This window comes from Micrococcus cohnii (genome assembly GCF_014205175.1).
GTDB classification, from domain to species: domain Bacteria; phylum Actinomycetota; class Actinomycetes; order Actinomycetales; family Micrococcaceae; genus Micrococcus; species Micrococcus cohnii.
The window spans coordinates 851,882-868,377 of sequence record NZ_JACHNA010000001.1 but is presented as its reverse complement, the minus strand read 5'-3'; the positions used below and the strand labels follow the sequence as shown (position 1 = coordinate 868,377).

Genomic DNA, 16,496 nt, shown 5'->3' with positions numbered 1-16,496 from the left:
GGGGGGTAGGTGCGGCTGATGGCCAGTTGAGCCAGTGAAGGGTCCACGGGGGCCGGAAATGGGCAACCCAGGGCAGGGGTGGTGCGGTCAGTCCCCCACCGGGGCTAGGCAGGAGGGCCCGGGAGGCCAAGTGGGACACGACAAGTGCCTTGGTCAGGGCCGAGGCGCAGGTATCGTCCACGGCCTCCAGGGCACAGACCGGCAGCCCGGGGTCGGGTGCCTCATCCCCGGCAGGCTCGGCCGGGAGCACGACCTCGGGCACCATGCCGGCCGGACCGATGGCCCCTGGCCCGAGGTGATGAACAGTTGTGGCGGCGGCCGTACCGGTGGCGGCCCAAGCCGCGCTGGTGCCCGTACCAGCGGGCATCCCGAGCAGGCCCAGGATCAACACGAGGGTGCCCAGAACGGTTCGAAGGGCGGGCCAGCCGGACAGGGGACGGCGGGAGGAGGTCACAGCAGCGATTCGGTGGTGTTCCCGCCGTCCGTGGTGGACAGCACGGTCGAGCCGACGACCAGCAGTGCTTCGGTCTGCCCGTCGTCGGTGATGCCCGCTCCCAGGGCGGTGGCCGTGCCGACCGGGCGGTCGCTGACGGTCCAGGTGTCGCCGGCGTCGGTGCTGGTCAGCAGGTGTCCCTCGGTGCCGGCGCCCACGGCGGTGGTGTCATCGGCCCAGGCGACCAGGTGCATCAGCTGGGGGGTGTCCAGGGTGGTCCAGGTCGCGCCGTGGTCGGTCGAGCGCAACATGCCGGTTTCGGTGGTGGCCAGCACGGTCCCGGTTTGGGGGGAGATCGCCAGCGATGCCGGGGCGACGGGGATCTCAAGGCTCTGCCAGGTGAGGCCGTCGGTGCTGGCGCGCAGTTGCCCATCGAAGCCGAGGACCCCGTTCGGGCCGGCGGCCAGGGCGTGGAAATCGGATGCGCCGCCGCGGGAGAGCACCGTCCAGCTCTGGCCCCGGTCGGTGGACTCGGCCAGGCCCAGCGGCTCGGGCAGGTCGGTGCCCGGCGCGGGGTGACCCGAGGCCAGGTAGCGGCCCTCGGGAGTCAGGGTGAAACCCATGAAGTCCACGACCGGACCGACCTGGGTCAGCTCCCCGTCCTGGAGCCGGAACAGGCCCTCGTGGGTGGCCAGCAGCACCTCACCGGACTCGGGGTCCCGGGTGAGGGCATGGACGTGGGTGATGGCCGTGCCGGTGCCCTGCGTGCCGGTGCCGGCCGCCGGGGATGTCGCGGGGTTCGGCGCGGCGCAGGCGGTGAGGGTGCCAGCGCCGAGCAGGGTCAGCCCGCCGGCGATCAGGGTTCTGCGGGTCAGGGGGGTCATGGAGCCTTTCCGCCCCGGGCCAAAAGGCGGGGCTATCTACTATTGTCGGCCGGTGACGCGCTACTATTGTCGGCCGGTGACGCGCTGGGATGGGGCGGTTTGCCTTGAAGATTCCATGAAGGTTCCCCGCCCCGGCACCGTTCTGAGCCGCCGGGGCGCGAGACAGAGCGAGACTGGACCCATGAACTCTGGCACTGGGACTGACACTGGGATTGGTCCGGCGGCCGGCCGGGTGTTGGTGGTCGATGACGAGAAGCCGCTGGCGCGCATGGTGGCCACCTACCTGGAGCGGGCCGGCTACGAGGTGGCCCTCACCCACACCGGCCTGGCCGCAGTGCAGGCCGCCCGGGTTCACGAGCCCGACGTGATGGTCCTGGACCTGGGCCTGCCCGGGCTGGACGGGATCGAGGTGTGCCGGCGGGTGCGGGCCTTCTCCGAGTGCTATGTGCTGATGCTCACCGCCCGCGGCCATGAGCACCACCGGTTGGAGGGATTGGCGGTGGGGGCCGATGACTACATCACCAAACCCTTCAGCGTCCGGGAGCTGGTCGCCCGGGTGGGGGCGGTCATGCGCCGGCCGCGCACAACGGTGTCAGCCCCCGAACCGGAACGGGTCTGCGGTGACCTGGTCATCGACCTGGCCGCCCACGAGGCCCGCGTGTCGGGCCAGGTGGTGCAACTAACGCGCACGGAGTTCGACCTGCTGGCCGCCTTGTCGGGGCGCCCGCACCAGGCCTTCTCCCGGCGCCAGCTGATCGATATCGTCTGGGACCCGGCCTGGGTGGGCGATGAACGGCTCGTGGACGTGCACATCAAGAACCTGCGCCGCAAGCTCGACACGGACCCGGCCCGCTATATCGACACCGTCCGCGGGGTCGGCTACCGGATGGCGGAGCAATGACCGGCCGGCGGCGCTACCAAGGATTAGCGGCCCGGTTCTTCCTCGCCCAGCTGCTGGTGGTGGGGGCCAGCGTGCTGGCCGCGGTGGTGGTGGCCTCCCTGGCCGGCCCACCACTGTTCCACGAGCACCTGGAACAGGCCGAGGCCGGACACGATGCAGCCCAGGTGCTGCACGTGGAGCAGGCCTACCGGGACGCCAATTTCTGGACCCTGGGCGTGGCCCTGGCCACGGCCTTGATCTGTTGTCTGGCATTGACCTGGCATGTCGCCCGCCGGATCCAGAGTCCGATCAACGCCCTGACCCAGGCGGCCAAGGCCATGGCCGGTGGACGGTACGACACCCGCGTGCCGGCCATGGGCGCCGGCACCGAGGTGGAGGAGCTGGCAGGGTCTTTCAACACCATGGCCGCACGGCTTCAGCGCACCGAGGACACCCGTCGACGGATGCTCTCGGACCTGGCCCACGAGCTGCGCACCCCCGTCTCCGTGCTGACCGTCTACCACGAGGCCCTGCAAGACGGGGTGTCCCACTGGGACGAGCCCACCGGTGAGCTGATGGGCGAGCAGCTGGCCCGGTTGACCCGGCTGGTGGAGGACATCAACGACGTCTCCCGCGCCGAGGAGGGCCGGATCGAACTGGACCGCAGCCCCCAAGGGGTCAGCGGGCTGCTGCATGCCGCGACCGAGGCCCACAAGGAGGCCTACGCCACCAAGGGTGTGGCCCTGACCATGGACGCCGATCCGGGCCTGGCCGTGGACGTGGACCGCCAGCGCATGGGCCAGGTCCTGGGCAACCTGCTCACCAACGCCCTGCGCCACACCCCGGCCGGGGGCCGGGTCACCCTCGAGGCCCGACAAAGCCCGTCCGGGGTCACGCTCAGCGTCACCGACACCGGGGAGGGGATCTCTCCCGAGCACCTGCCGCACGTCTTCGAACGCTTCTACCGCGGGGACACCGCCCGCGACCGTGACCACGGCGGCTCCGGGGTCGGCCTGGCCATCTCCCGAGCTCTCATCCAGACCCACGGCGGCACCCTGAGCGCCACCTCCACCACGGCCGGGGCGACGTTCACCATCGACCTGCCCACCAAGCAACCCCCCAACCAGCCCACCTACCGGCGCACCCGTTTATCCACCGTGAACACCGACGCTCCACCCCTTGAATGATACCCCCGGGGGGTATATACCAAGAGGAGAGGCGCCGTCCGGCGCCGCTCTCAGACCTGAAGGAGACCGTCATGACCGAATCCGCCCGCACCCCGCTGCCGGGGGCCACCAACGGCTGCTCGTGCTGCGCCCCAGTCGCCGACGCCACCGCCCCCGCCGGGCGCCAGAATGCCGACCCAACCGGGACGAGCGCCGGCACCGCGACCTACCAGGTGGAGGGCATGACCTGCGGACACTGCGTGGGCTCCGTAGCCGAGGCCGTGAGCGCCCTGGACGGGGTGGACGATGTCCGGGTCGAACTGGTCGCCGGCGGGGCCTCCCCCGTCACCGTGACCGGGCCCGCCTCCGCGGACTCCGTGCGGACGGCCATCGAAGCGGCCGGCTACCGCGTCCGGATCTAACCGACCCATCCCCTCGAGGTCGGCGCCCCACCGCCGAGCCGGTCGCCGAACAGACCGCCGAGCAGAAGGAACACCATGAGCACCCCGCACCACCACGATCACCCCGCCGAACACCCAGACCCGAACCCCCACGCCGGCCACGCCAACCACACCGACCATGCCGCCCACCACCCCGCGGACGCGGCCACCCACGGGCAGGCCGTGCCCCAGGGCCACGCCCACTCGGCCCTGGACGAGGAGCACCAGGTCCATGACCACGGCAAGCACGCCGGGCATTCCACCGCGATGTTCAAGAACCGGTTCTGGGTCTCGCTGGTGCTGTCACTCCCGGTGGTGTTCTTCAGCCACATGGTCGGACAACTGCTGGGCTACCACGTCCCTGAGTTCCCCGGTTCGGCGTGGATCGCCCCGGTGCTGGGCACGGTGATCTACCTCTACGGCGGCGCCCCCTTCCTCAAGGGCGGACTCACCGAGGTGCGCGCCCGCCAGCCGGGGATGATGCTGCTGATCGCGATGGCCATCACCGTGGCCTTCGTCGCCTCCTGGATCACCTCCCTGGGCATCGGGGACCTGATGCTGGACTTCTGGTGGGAACTGGCCCTGCTGGTGACCATCATGCTGCTCGGGCACTGGATGGAGATGCGCGCCCTCGGCACGGCATCCTCCGCCCTGGACGCCCTGGCCGCGCTGCTGCCGGAGAAGGCCGAGAAGATCGTGGACGGAGACACCGTGACCGTGCGCGTCGGCGAGCTGGCGGTCGGGGACACCGTGTTGGTGCGCTCCGGGGCCCGCGTGCCGGCCGACGGGACCATCCTGGAAGGTGCCGCGGAGTTCGACGAGTCGATGATCACCGGCGAATCCCGGGCCGTGGCCCGCACCGTCGGGGAGCGGGTGGTGGCCGGGACCGTGGCCACCGACAACACCGTGCGGGTGCGCATCGAGGCCGTCGGCGCCGACACCGCTCTGGCCGGGGTCCAGCGGATGGTCGCCGACGCCCAGGAGTCCTCCTCCCGGGCCCAGGCGTTGGCGGACCGGGCCGCCGCGTTGCTGTTCTGGTTCGCCCTGGGGGCGGCGATCATCACCGCGATCGTGTGGACCGTGACCGGTCAGCCCACCGATGCGGTCACCCGCACCGTGACCGTGCTGGTGATCGCCTGCCCGCACGCCCTGGGCCTGGCCATCCCGCTGGTGATCGCGATCTCCACCGAACGCGCCGCCAAGGCCGGGCTGCTGATCAAGGACCGGATGGCCCTGGAGAAGATGCGGACCATCGACGTGGTGCTCTTTGACAAGACCGGCACCCTGACCGAGGGCGCCCACGCCGTCACCGGTGTCGCCGCGGCGCCCGGCATTTCCGAGGCCGAGCTGTTGGCCTACGCCGCCGCGGCCGAGGCCGACAGCGAGCACCCGGTGGCCCGGGCCATCGTCACCGCCGCCACCAGTCATGCCGAGGCCGCCCGGTTGGGCCTGCGCGGCACCGGATTCCAGGCCGCCACCGGCCGCGGGGTCACGGCCACCGTGGCCGGGGCCGAGGTCCTCGTCGGCGGGCCGAACATGCTGCGCGAGCTCACCCTGGACACCCCCGAGGCACTGGCCGCCGATGTCCGGGCCTGGACGGATCGGGGGGCCGGGGTGCTGCATGTGGTCCGCGACGGGTCCGCTATCGGCGCGGTCGCCGTGGAGGACAAGATCCGCCCCGAGTCCCGGGCCGCCGTGGCCGCCCTGCACGCCCGGGGGGTCAAGGTCGCGATGATCACCGGCGACGCCCGCCAGGTCGCCGAGGCCGTGGCGCGGGATCTGGGCATCGACGAGGTCTTCGCCGAGGTCCTTCCCCAGGACAAGGACACCAAGGTCACCGAACTGCAGGCCCGGGGCCTGTCCGTGGCCATGGTCGGGGACGGCGTGAACGACGCCCCGGCCCTGGCCCGGGCCGAGGTCGGCATCGCCATCGGCGCCGGCACCGACGTGGCCATGGAATCGGCCGGCGTGGTGCTGGCCGGCAATGACCCCCGTGCCGTGCTATCCATGATCCACCTGTCCAAGGCCAGTTACACCAAGATGATCCAGAACCTGGTCTGGGCCACCGGATACAACGTGCTCGCCGTCCCGCTGGCCGCCGGCGTGCTGGCCCCGATCGGCTTCGTGCTCTCCCCCGCGGTGGGCGCGATCCTGATGTCCGTCTCCACCATCGTGGTGGCCCTCAACGCCCAGCTGCTGCGCCGCGCCGACCTGGACCCGGAGCACCTGGCTCCTCTCGAGCGCCCCCGGTCGCAGGCTGCCCTTCAGCCGGCTGCGGTTTCCTGATCTCGCCCCTTGGCGTGAACCCTGATGTGAACCCTCAACCCACCATGAAAGGACCCACCATGAAACGCACCATGACGCTGACCGCCCTGACCCTGGCCTCCGCCCTGACCTTGACCGCCTGCGGCACCGGGGCCCAGGACGAGAACGCCGGCGCTGAGGCCTCGGCCACCGCGACCGGCTCCGCCCCCGCCGCCACCCCTGCGGCCACGGACACCGCGACACCGTCCGCCACGGAATCGGCTACTAGCTCGGCCACCGGCACGGCCGAGGAGGTCTCCGCCGAGCACAATGACGCGGACGTGATGTTCGCTCAGATGATGATCCCGCATCACCAGCAGGCGGTGGAGATGAGCGAGATGCTGCTGGCCAAGGATGAGATCCCGGCCGAGGTGACCGCGTTCGCCCAGAAGGTCATCGACGCCCAGGGCCCGGAGATCGAGCGCATGAACTCCATGCTCACCGTCTGGGGTGAAGACCCCGTGGACATGGGAGACATGGGCGATATGGAGGGCATGGACCACGGCGGGATGTCCGGGATGATGTCCGAGGAGGACATGGCCGACCTGGAGCAGGCCCAGGGCACCGAAGCCGCCCGGTTGTACCTGGAGCAGATGACCACCCACCACAAGGGCGCCGTGGACATGGCCAAGGACGAGGCCAAGGACGGCCAGAACCCGCAGGCCGTGCAGCTCGCCGAGCAGGTCATCGCCGACCAGGAGGCCGAGATCACCGAGATGGAACAGATGCTTCAGGAGCTGCCCGCGACCTGACCGGCATCGCCGCACCACAATCCCGAGGAGGGCCGGTTCGGTGGACGGGCCGTCCTTGGAGGTGTGGTGCCGTCAGCGGATGATGGGCCGCCCTGGGTGAGGCCGGCCCCTGCTTCGACGGCAGGAGGGCCATCCCTTAGGGCGTGTTGCTAAAGGGTTCGGGGACGTAGATGCGCGAGTCTGGGGTCATATCGCGTGATGTCATCTCGGACGAGGTCTGGGCCGTGATCGGCCCGCGGTTCCCCGCGCCGAAGTCCACCGGTCGGCCGCCGGTGGATCGGCGCGCGGTGGTCGAGGCCACCGCGTGGCGCTTCCGCACGGGGGCGCCGTGGCGGGATCTGCCCGAGCGGTTCGGGAACTGGAACACGATCTACAAGAACTTCAACCGGTGAGCCGCCCAGGGCGTGTGGGAGCGGGTGCTGGAGAAGACCCAGCCAATGGCACAGCAGGCTGGCGAGCTGGATTGGGTGGCCTCGATCGATTCCACGATCGTGCGCGCCCACCAGCACGGGGCGACCCTGCCCCGCCCCACAGGGGGCCTGGATGAACTACAAGAAATCAGCGGACGAGCCGGCTGACCATGCCATCGGACGCTCCCGCGGCGGTCTGACGACGAAGAATCATCTGGTCTGTGATGGCAAGGGCAGGGTGCTGGCGTTCGTGGTGACCGGCGGGCAGGTGGCGGACACCTCGAAGCTGGCCACCACGCTGGAGCAGATCAGCGTTGCCGGGGCCCGTGGGCGGCCCCGGATACGGCCTGACCGCCTGATTGCAGACAAGGGCTACCCCTCGAAGGTGAACCGGGCCTGGCTGCGCCGGCATGGCATCGCGGCCACGATCCCCGAGCGGGCCGATCAGATCACGCACCGGCGCAGACGCCCGGGCCGGCCGATCGACTTCTGTGAAGACCAGCGCCAGCGCTACCGGGGACGCAATGTCGTGGAGCGGTGCTTCAACCGGCTCAAGCAGTGGCGAGGGATCGCGATGCGCTCGGACAAGTACGCCCGGAACTATCACGCCGGGCTCAGCCTCGCAGCGACACTGCACTGGCTGACTACCCTCCTTTAGCAACACGCCCTAGGCGGCACCCCCGCGTGGGCTGAGGACCGACTCGTGCAGCGTCGGTGTGTTCGGGTCAGGGCTGTGGAAGAATCGGCGCCATGGAGTGGATCGAGGCCGGGTCGTGGTGGATGTGGCTGGTGGCCGCCCTCGTGCTGGCCGGCATCGAGATTCTCCTGTTGGACCTGCTGTTCCTGATGCTCGCCGCGGGCGCGCTCGGCGGCATGGTCGCGTCCCTGCTCGGAGCTCCCCTCGCGATCCAGGCGATCGTCTTCGCCGTCGTCTCGCTCGGGATGCTCGCCGCGGTCCGGCCGGTGGCGCTGCGGCACCTGCGGCAGAGCACCCCGGAGTCCGTCTCCTACCTCGAGTCCTTGCCCGGACGGCGGCTGCAGGCCGACTCCCCCGTCGACGGACGCGACGGTCGGATCCGCCTGGACGGCGAGGTGTGGTCGGCCCGGGTCGAGCCTGGCCATCCCGACGTGGCCCCGGGCACGCAGGTGGACATCGTCGCCGTCGACGGCGCCAGCCTGATCGTGCGCCCCGTGCCGAGCATCGACTGGGATTCTCCGGACTCTGCTGCACACTGACACTGACACGTGACACCGACCGTCGACACCGTCGGCGCTCCCCCGCTATCAAGAGAGGCAACGCTCCATGGACTCCCTGATCGTGCTCGTGGTGCTGGTCGTGCTCGTGGTGGTGATCCTGATCAACACGGTCAAGATCGTCCCGCAGGCCCGCACCGCGAACATCGAGCGGCTCGGCCGGTACCAGCGCACCGCCGGCGCCGGCCTGACCCTCGTCATCCCGTTCATCGACCGCATGCTCCCGCATATGGACATGCGCGAGCAGGTGGTCTCCTTCCCGCCGCAGCCGGTCATCACGGAGGACAATCTCGTCGTCTCGATCGACACGGTCGTCTACTTCCAGGTGACCGATGCGAAGGCGGCGACCTACGAGATCGCCAACTACATCCACGCGGTCGAGCAGCTGACCACCACGACGCTGCGCAACGTCGTCGGCGGGATGAACCTGGAGGAGGCCCTGACCTCCCGCGACACGATCAACAACCGGCTGCGCGGCGTTCTCGACGAGGCGACCGGGAAATGGGGTCTGCGCGTCTCCCGCGTCGAGCTCAAGGCGATCGATCCGCCGCACTCGATTCAGGACTCGATGGAGAAGCAGATGCGCGCCGAACGGGACCGCCGTGCCGCGATCCTGACGGCGGAGGGCACCAAACAGTCGCAGATCCTCACCGCCGAGGGCGAGCGACAGGCCCAGATCCTCGCCGCCGAGGGCGAAGCGCAGTCGCGCATCCTGCGGGCCAACGCGGAGGCCGAGGCCATCGACGTGCTCTTCCACGCCATCCACGCCGGCGGCGCCGACAACGAGGTGCTCGCCTACCAGTACCTGCAGCAGCTGCCCAAGCTCGCCGACGGACAGTCCAACACGGTCTTCGTCATTCCCTCGGAACTCTCGGACGCACTCAAGGGCGTGGGCAGCCTCTTCGAGTCCAACCGGTCCCCCGCTGCCGGCACCGCCGCTCGCTCGGCCCACGATGACGCCTCGGCGCGAACGCACTCGCCCGAGGCACCGGGTGAGCGCCCCGGACGACCCGACGCCGCGCCCGCGACGAGCTCGGCCGGGGCCTCCGAGGCTCCCGCCGCCGACACCTCGCGAGCCGAGCGCCGTTCCCGACCGACGACGGCCGAAGGCCTGCGCTCGACGGGGGTCATGGAGTCGATGACCGCCCGCGCGATGACCGCGGACGAGATGCGCATGACCTCGCTCGACGAAGCGCTGGCCGTGCCTGAGAACCTCGATCTGCCCGTCGGTGAGGCGGCCGACGGCGCACCCGCCCCGGGCACTCGTCCGGCCGGTCGTGACGAGGACGAGGGAAATTCCGTGGGACAATGATGCGTTGAACGAGGTGGTCGTCGTGTCACGCCCCGAAGACGGGGCGTCTGCGACGACGCACAGTGCGACTGACCAAGGAGTGAGTACGTGAGCGATCGAAGCCTTCGCGGCATGCGGCTGGGCGCCCAGTCCCTCGAGTCGGAGGCCGGCGTCGAGCCGGCGGCCCGCCAGCGCGTCGAGTACCGCAGCGAGGACGGAGAATCCGTGGTCGTGGTGTTCTCCGTCGAGGCGGAGATCCCGGCGACCTGGACCACCAAGACCGGCAAGGAGGCCTTCCTCGTCGACGGCGCCAAGCCGGAGGAGGGCAATGAGAAGCCCGTGCGCACCCACTGGGACATGCTGCTGGAGCGGCGTTCGCTCGAGGAGCTCGAGGAGACCTTCCAGACCCAGCTGGCGAAGCTGCGTGCCCAGCGCGGCGAGTCCGCCGAGGCCTGAACCGGTACCCGGCCACACACGGCAGGGCCCCGCATCCTTGCGAGGATGCGGGGCCCTGTGTGTCTGCGGACGTGTGTGCGGACAGCCCCGCGCTCCGGGCCGTCGCGTCCCGGTCAGCGGCCCAGCAGCGAACGCAGCTTCGCGGCGCGTGCCTGCAGGCCCCAGCGGGTGACGTTGACGACGGCCTCACCGATGATGCCCCCGGACATCTTGGACTCGCCAAGCTTCCGCTCGACGAAGGTGATCGGCACCTCGACGATGCGTCGACCCAGGCGCGCGGTGCGGAAGGTCATGTCCACCTGGAAGCCGTATCCCTTGGACTGGACGGCGTCCAGGTCGATCTCCTGGAGCACGCTCGCCCGGTAGGCGCGGTAGCCGGCGGTGATGTCGGTCAGGTTCAGGCCGAGCAGAAGACGCGGGTACAGCGAACCGCACATCGAGATGAGCTTGCGGTGCGCGGGCCAGTTCACCATTTTGCCCCCGGGCACGCGGCGCGAGCCGATGACGAGATCGGCCTCAGGCACCTTCTCGAGCAGGCGCGGCAACTGCTCGGGCTGGTGCGAGCCGTCGGCGTCCATCTCGACGAGCACCTCGTAGCCGCGCTCGAGCGCCCAGCGGAAGCCGGCGATGTAAGCGCCGCCGAGCCCGTTCTTCTCGGCGCGGTGCAGCACGTGGACCTGCGGGTCCTCGGCAGCCGTGGCGTCGGCCCAGTCCCCCGTGCCGTCCGGGGAGCCGTCATCGACGACGAGCACGTCCGAGGACGGCACCGCGGTGCGCAGCCGACCCAGCGTCAGGGGCAGGGACTCGATCTCGTTGTACGTGGGGATGATGGTCAGAACTCGCATGGTGGTCTCCGCCCTCCAGTCGGTGTCTGGCGCGCGGCAAGCATGAGGCCGCCCGCACCGGTCATTCGAGCCAGTATAGGGACGGAACCCTCACGCGGAGGTCAGCGACCCACAGACCGTGCGCCCCGCGGCGAGGGTCGCGATGAGGCGGGGCGGGGCGGCCCCGTCCTCGAGGTCGGGCAGCAGCGGCGTTCCTGCTCGGGTGTCCGTGCTCCAGGCGGCCACGCGCGAGTCCGGGGCCTGCACCCCGACGGCGTCCGCCCGCCACACGGCCAGGTCCGCCGCAGCGGACACGGCCAGACGAGTCGGCGGAGCCGCGTGTACGGAGGGGCCCGCGGCGGCGGCGCGCAGGCCGGCACGCGTGCATGCGGCGAAGGCAGAGCGCGCCGAAACCCGCTCGGCCGGCTCGGGGTGATGCAGGGCCGCCTGCATCGCCTCCCACGGGCTCGTGCCGGGTTCGGGGCCCAGGCACACCGGCACGCCTGCCGCCAGGAGCGATCCGATCGGGGCGTCGAGCCGGCCTTGGGAGGGCATGACGGTCACGGAGCTGGCCGTCGCGCCGAGCAGGGCGGTGTCCTCGTCGTCGAGCCGCCCGTCGAGCACGAGTCGCGGCCGCACTCGTCCCAGAGCCGGTACGCCGAGCCGCTGCTCGGCTGCGCGCAGGGCCGTGAGGCTTCGGCATTGAGCCTGCGCGCGGGCCTGCGGGTCGTGGCCGGCGGAGGAGGCCAGGTAGGGCTGCTCCCCCGCCTGGATGGCCTGGATCAGCGCCTCGTTCACGTCCGTCTGTGACAGCTCGTCGGTGGGCACCCAGACGCCGAGCGCGCCGGTCGCGACGGCGTCGAGGTCGCGGTACAGCAGGGTCATCGGGGCCGGTGAGCAGGAGCGCTGCCCCGATGTGCCGCCGGCGGCCAGGACCGTGATCGTGCCCACGCCACGGGCCAGGGCGCCGTTGCCGCCGTGCTTCGTGGCCGAGTCGTCGAGGTCCGAGGCGGCCAGGACAAGCGGGTCGACGAACAGCGGGGCGACGACGGCCCCCTCCAGGTCGACGCGTTCGGCCTCGGGGGCGATCTGGGTGTGCGTTTCTTCGGAACCGAGCCAGGCGATCATCCCGTCCTCGACCAGCAGGGCGGTGGCGTACGGGTCCGTGGGCGAGTGGATAATGCCGTTGTGCAGGATCAGGGGGTTCACCTGGGCCAGCCTAGTTGTAGGAGGGCCTGACGTTGTTGACTCGCGCCGGGGCCAGTGAGGCCGGCGGGATGTTCCCGCAGGAGGTATGAGGCCGATGGTAGTTGTAGTGGTTCACCCACACCTGCAGGGCCTCACGCCGGGCCGTCTCTGAGGAGTACGGGCGGGCGTAGAGGACCTCGTCCACCATCAGCCGGTTGTACCGCTCGACCTTCCCGTTGTGACGCGGGGTGTAGGGGCGGATCCGGTGGTGCCGGCCCCCGAGCGAGACCACCTTCCGGGTGAAGTCCACGGCCCGGTAGTTGTTCCCGTTGTCCGTGACCACCCGGTCCACGGTGATGCCGTGGGCGGCGAAGAACGCCCTCGCCCGGCAGAAGAACCCGATCGTGGTCACCGCCTTCTCGTCCTCCAACGCCTCGGTGTACGCCAGGCGGGTGTACCCGTCGATCGCCGAGTGCAGGTACGTGTACCCGACCCGTCGGCCAGGCCCGCGTTTGGCCGCTCGCGCGTTCTCGGAGTCCCGGCCGTGAGCACGCCAGCCTCCCCCTTCGGGGATGCGCCCGATCTTCTTCACGTCCATGTGCACCATGTGCCCCGGGCCGCGGGCGGTGATCTTCCGTGGTCGTTGGCGCAGGCCCTCACCCGTGGGCGCGAGGTCTCGCAACCGGGAGATGCCCAGCCGGTGCATCCACCTCCCCACGGTGCGCAGGCACAGCTGGTGGCCTTCGGAGACGAGGTGGTGATGGATGCGTCGGGCGGACCACTTCTGGTCCCGGCGCAGGGCCTCGATTTCGACCAGGATCGCGGTGTCGAGCTGGGCGGGGCAGTGGTGGGGCCGGCTCGAGCGGTCCTGCAGTCCTGCCTCGCCCTCGGCGCGGTAGCGGGCCACCCAGGTGGCCACCGTGGGGCGGCTGACGCGGAACTCGGCTGCCACGTGCGCTTGGGGGATGCCGTCGTTCAGGTGGCGTTGGACCATCCTGAGACGGCCGGTGGGAGTCAGGGGTGCATTAGCGTGAGTCATGAGTGGGTCTCTTTGCGCGGATGGGTGGTGTAGGAACTTCCATCCTGCGGGAGAGGCCCACTCGTCTCATCTCAGCCCGGCCCTCGTGCCAAGAACCTCATGACCCACAACACCTAGTCCTGCCCCGGCCGCTCGGGCTCGTCCTGGTCGATCGGCCGCTCGGCGTCGTGAGCGCCGACGCGTTCGGTCACCGAGGCCGGCAGGGACGTCGCCACGACGCCGCGGGCCACCAGATCGGCCGCGCTGCGGCAGGAGCGGGATCGACGGTCATCGCCGGGCACCTGCGCCAGCTGGCCCAGCACATCCACCACCTGCCGAGCCCAGCGCACGAAGTCGCCGGCGGCCAGGTCCGAGCCGTGCAGGGTGTCGCTGAGGTTCTTGCCGCGGACCCACCGATGCATCGGCGCGACGAGGCCGGAGTCCAGCGGCGGTGTGCCCTCGAGCCGGGCGGCTGCCTCATCGTCGTGCAGCCGCGCTTCGAGGCGTTCGGCGGCGTCGTGGACGCGTTGCAGCCGTGCGGTCGGCATGACCGCCGGGCCGCGATCGCGGTCCGACTTGCCCTGGTAGACCAGCAGTGCGGCGACGCACGCCCAGTCCTCGGGCGTGAGTCGTGACGTCGACTCGTCCTGCAGCACCAGCGAGATCAACAGATCCCGTTCCCCGTAGATGCGGCGCAGCGCCTGTCCCGGATCGGCCAGGGCCGTGCGCGGGCTCGAGGCGTCCTCGTTCACGTATCCGTAGGTGCGCAGCAGCCCGACCAGACGGTCGAAGGTGCGCGAGATCGTGTTCGTGCGACCGGCGATGCGCTCGCGCAGCGTGGTCACCTCGCGGCGCAGAGACCACCAGCGTTCGGCCCAGCGGGCGTGCTCCTCCCGGTCCTCGCACACGTGGCACGGGTGCAGGGTCAGCTCCCGCTGCAGCTGCTCGACGCGCGGGTTCTCAGGCTCGGCCGGTCGGGGACGGAATCCGGCGCCGCCGGAGGTTGGCGGCCGGCCCTGACGCAAGGCCTCGCGCATGGCCGAGGCGACGTCGCGCCGCTGCGCCGGTGACTTCACCTGCACCAGTTGCGGCAACGCCGCCGCGGCGATCGGCTCGACCGGGTCGGCCAGGTCATCGATCGTGATGCGCCGCAGCTGCGCCGCGTCCGTGATGAGACCGACGCGAGGATTCTGCGGGTTCTGGGCGGGGAAGACCACGACGCACGACCCGAGGGCCCGGCCCTGCTGCAAGTCGATCACATCGCCGACGGCCAGCTCGGAGAGTGACTGCTTCAGCGCGGCGATGTGCGCGCGTCGACGTCCCTGGCTGCCGGCCTTCTGGGCCGAGGCCAGCTCCTTGCGCAGACGCATGTAGTCGCCGAAATCCCCCAGATGACACTCCATGGCCTGGGCGTACTCGGCCAGGGAGGTCTCCTTCGACCGCACCTGACGGGCCAGCCCCACGACGGATCGATCGGCCTGGAACTGTGCGAAGGAGGACTCGAGGATGCCGCGGGCCCGTTGCTGTCCCACCCGGGCCAACAGGTTCACGGACATGTTGTAGGTCGGCCGGAAGGACGAGTCCAGCGGATAGGTGCGTCGGGAGGCCAGGCCGGCCACGGCCGACGGGTTCAGTCCTGGCCGCCATGCGACGATCGCGTGGCCCTCGACGTCGATCCCTCGGCGGCCGGCGCGGCCGGTGAGCTGGGTGTACTCCCCCGGCGTCACGTCCACGTGGCTCTGACCGTTGAACTTCTCGAGCTTCTCCAGCACCACCGAGCGGGCGGGCATGTTCACCCCGAGGGCGAGGGTCTCGGTGGCGAACACCGCCTTCACCGCGCCCGCGACGAACAGGTCCTCCACGGCCTCCTTCAGCGGCGGCAGCAGGCCGGCGTGGTGCGCTGCGAAGCCACGGGCCAGGCCGTCGCGCCACGCCCAGAACCCCAGCACCTCGAGGTCCTCCGGCGGAAGGCGACGTGCGACCGCGTCGGTGCGCTCGTAGACGAGGGCCTTCTCGGCGGCCGTGGTCAGGTCCAGGCCCGACCCCAGACACTGCTCCACCGCGGCGTCGCAGCCAGCCCGGGAGAAGATGAAGGTAATACAGGGCAGCAGGGCCTCGCGGTCGAGCACCCGGACGGTCTCGGCTCGTGAGGTCCGCAGACCAGCCGTGCGGTGCTCGCGCGGGCCCGTGCGGGAGCTCACGGGCCGATCGCTGTGCAGCGCGGCCTCACGGTGCCGGCCGCGGCCGCCGGCCGAGCCCCGGGATCCGTTCGGACGCCCGCCCGATCGACCACCGGTGTGACGGCTCTTCTTCCTGCCGCTTCGGCCCTGACCACGCCCTCCGCGCGGGCCGCCGCGTCCCCAGTCGGCGCGCTCGCCCTGGCGCGAGGCTTGCGCGGCCAGCTTCGCCAGTTCCGGGTTGAGCAGGGTCGCGACGTCGCGTTCGGCGGTCTCCTCGAAGGCGACGTCCTCGGCGAAGAGGTCGTAGAGACGGCCGCCGGCCAGCACGTGCTGCCACAGCGGGACCGGCCGGTGCTCCGAGACGATCACGGTGGTGGCGCCGCGGACCGTGTCCAGCCAGGCGCCGAACTCCTCCGCATTCGAGACGGTCGCTGACAGAGACACCATCTGCACGTGCTCGGGCAGGTGGATGATGACCTCCTCCCACACCGGTCCGCGGAACCGGTCCGCGAGGTAGTGCACCTCGTCCATCACGACGCAGCCCAGGTCCGTCAGGGCCTGGGCGTCCGCGTAGAGCATGTTCCGCAGCACCTCGGTGGTCATCACCACGACGTCCGCGTCCGCGTTGACGGAGGTGTCGCCGGTGAGCAGCCCGACGCGCTCGGCCCCGTGCACGGCGGCCAGATCGGCGTACTTCTGGTTGCTCAGGGCCTTGATCGGGGTGGTGTAGAAGGCCCGTCGTCCCTGGTCGAGGGCCTGGTGGATCGCGAACTCCCCCACCACGGTCTTCCCGCTGCCCGTGGGCGCGGCGACGAGGACGCCGTGGCCGTCCTCGACCTCATGGCAGGCTCGGCGCTGGAAGTCATCCAGTTCGAAGCCCAGCGAGGCCTCGAACGCGGCCGTCCGGCTGGCGGGGTGGGCGCGGCGTCGTCGGGCCGCGGCATAGCGTTCCGCCGGGCTGGGCGCGGAGTCGTCATGAGGCTGCGGGACGTCGGACATGGGCTCACCCTACGTGC

Annotated in this window: 13 protein-coding genes and 1 pseudogene; 9 read left to right on the top strand and 5 right to left on the bottom strand. The window is 70.8% G+C overall.

Features of this window, described 5'->3' with window-relative positions; all coding sequences use genetic code 11:
- Positions 1-450: 450 nt before the first annotated feature.
- Positions 451-1,317: a F510_1955 family glycosylhydrolase gene (locus tag HDA30_RS04035; protein ID WP_184241179.1), complete on the bottom strand. Its 867-nt coding sequence runs from the start codon at positions 1,315-1,317 to the stop codon at positions 451-453.
- 181 nt (positions 1,318-1,498) lie between these two features.
- On the opposite strand from HDA30_RS04035, the gene HDA30_RS04030 reads away from it, so the two are divergent.
- The 9 genes and pseudogenes from HDA30_RS04030 to HDA30_RS03990 all read left to right on the top strand — a co-directional run bounded on the left by HDA30_RS04030 (position 1,499) and on the right by HDA30_RS03990 (position 10,270).
- Positions 1,499-2,218 (top strand): response regulator transcription factor, encoded by a 720-nt coding sequence (locus tag HDA30_RS04030; RefSeq protein ID WP_184241178.1) that lies wholly within the window; start codon positions 1,499-1,501, stop codon positions 2,216-2,218.
- Positions 2,215-3,384, top strand: a complete 1,170-nt coding sequence (locus HDA30_RS04025) for a sensor histidine kinase (RefSeq protein WP_184241177.1) — start codon at positions 2,215-2,217, stop codon at positions 3,382-3,384. The genes HDA30_RS04030 and HDA30_RS04025 overlap by 4 nt, the downstream gene beginning before the upstream one ends.
- A gap of 71 nt (positions 3,385-3,455) precedes the next feature.
- Positions 3,456-3,785, top strand: coding sequence for a heavy-metal-associated domain-containing protein (locus tag HDA30_RS04020; RefSeq protein WP_184241176.1), 330 nt, complete (start codon positions 3,456-3,458; stop codon positions 3,783-3,785).
- Between the two features lie 75 nt (positions 3,786-3,860).
- Positions 3,861-6,089 carry a copper-translocating P-type ATPase gene (locus HDA30_RS04015; RefSeq protein ID WP_184241175.1) on the top strand — a complete coding sequence of 743 codons (2,229 nt, stop codon included), beginning with the start codon at positions 3,861-3,863 and terminating at the stop codon, positions 6,087-6,089.
- Positions 6,090-6,148: 59 nt separating this feature from the next.
- Positions 6,149-6,859, top strand: a complete 711-nt coding sequence (locus tag HDA30_RS04010; RefSeq protein ID WP_184241174.1) for a DUF305 domain-containing protein — start codon at positions 6,149-6,151, stop codon at positions 6,857-6,859.
- A gap of 170 nt (positions 6,860-7,029) precedes the next feature.
- A pseudogene (locus HDA30_RS04005) lies at positions 7,030-7,927 on the top strand (IS5 family transposase).
- Positions 7,928-8,019: 92 nt separating this feature from the next.
- A complete protein-coding gene (locus HDA30_RS04000; protein WP_158495927.1) occupies positions 8,020-8,505 on the top strand; it encodes an NfeD family protein in 486 nt (161 codons plus the stop codon).
- 67 nt (positions 8,506-8,572) lie between these two features.
- Positions 8,573-9,835 carry an SPFH domain-containing protein gene (locus tag HDA30_RS03995; RefSeq protein ID WP_184241173.1) on the top strand — a complete coding sequence of 421 codons (1,263 nt, stop codon included), beginning with the start codon at positions 8,573-8,575 and terminating at the stop codon, positions 9,833-9,835.
- 87 nt (positions 9,836-9,922) lie between these two features.
- Entirely contained in the window at positions 9,923-10,270 is a 348-nt protein-coding gene (locus HDA30_RS03990; RefSeq protein ID WP_158495925.1) for an RNA polymerase-binding protein RbpA, read from the top strand.
- A 113-nt stretch (positions 10,271-10,383) separates the two neighbouring features.
- Here HDA30_RS03990 and HDA30_RS03985 read toward each other — a convergent pair whose 3' ends face one another.
- From HDA30_RS03985 to HDA30_RS03970, 4 genes are all read right to left on the bottom strand, one after another.
- On the bottom strand, positions 10,384-11,115 hold the full coding sequence (locus tag HDA30_RS03985) for a polyprenol monophosphomannose synthase (RefSeq protein ID WP_184241172.1): 732 nt from the start codon (positions 11,113-11,115) through the stop codon (positions 10,384-10,386).
- A 90-nt stretch (positions 11,116-11,205) separates the two neighbouring features.
- Positions 11,206-12,303, bottom strand: coding sequence for a hypothetical protein (locus HDA30_RS03980; RefSeq protein ID WP_184241171.1), 1,098 nt, complete (start codon positions 12,301-12,303; stop codon positions 11,206-11,208).
- 10 nt (positions 12,304-12,313) lie between these two features.
- The gene (locus HDA30_RS03975) at positions 12,314-13,321 is read right to left on the bottom strand and encodes an IS481 family transposase (RefSeq protein WP_184241170.1); all 1,008 of its coding nucleotides are present in this window, start codon (positions 13,319-13,321) and stop codon (positions 12,314-12,316) included.
- 113 nt (positions 13,322-13,434) lie between these two features.
- Positions 13,435-16,479, bottom strand: a complete 3,045-nt coding sequence (locus HDA30_RS03970) for a DEAD/DEAH box helicase (protein ID WP_184241169.1) — start codon at positions 16,477-16,479, stop codon at positions 13,435-13,437.
- Between the last annotated feature and the right edge of the window lie 17 nt (positions 16,480-16,496).

Bases quoted from the DNA above. Each gene is read 5' to 3' on its own strand.
- HDA30_RS04035 (WP_184241179.1), bottom strand. From the start codon at position 1,317: ATGACCCCCCTGACCCGCAGAACCCTGATCGCCGGCGGGCTGACCCTG.
- HDA30_RS04030 (WP_184241178.1), top strand. From the start codon at position 1,499: ATGAACTCTGGCACTGGGACTGACACTGGGATTGGTCCGGCGGCCGGC.
- HDA30_RS04025 (WP_184241177.1), top strand. From the start codon at position 2,215: ATGACCGGCCGGCGGCGCTACCAAGGATTAGCGGCCCGGTTCTTCCTC.
- HDA30_RS04020 (WP_184241176.1), top strand. From the start codon at position 3,456: ATGACCGAATCCGCCCGCACCCCGCTGCCGGGGGCCACCAACGGCTGC.
- HDA30_RS04015 (WP_184241175.1), top strand. From the start codon at position 3,861: ATGAGCACCCCGCACCACCACGATCACCCCGCCGAACACCCAGACCCG.
- HDA30_RS04010 (WP_184241174.1), top strand. From the start codon at position 6,149: ATGAAACGCACCATGACGCTGACCGCCCTGACCCTGGCCTCCGCCCTG.
- HDA30_RS04000 (WP_158495927.1), top strand. From the start codon at position 8,020: ATGGAGTGGATCGAGGCCGGGTCGTGGTGGATGTGGCTGGTGGCCGCC.
- HDA30_RS03995 (WP_184241173.1), top strand. From the start codon at position 8,573: ATGGACTCCCTGATCGTGCTCGTGGTGCTGGTCGTGCTCGTGGTGGTG.
- HDA30_RS03985 (WP_184241172.1), bottom strand. From the start codon at position 11,115: ATGCGAGTTCTGACCATCATCCCCACGTACAACGAGATCGAGTCCCTG.
- HDA30_RS03975 (WP_184241170.1), bottom strand. From the start codon at position 13,321: ATGACTCACGCTAATGCACCCCTGACTCCCACCGGCCGTCTCAGGATG.
- HDA30_RS03970 (WP_184241169.1), bottom strand. From the start codon at position 16,479: ATGTCCGACGTCCCGCAGCCTCATGACGACTCCGCGCCCAGCCCGGCG.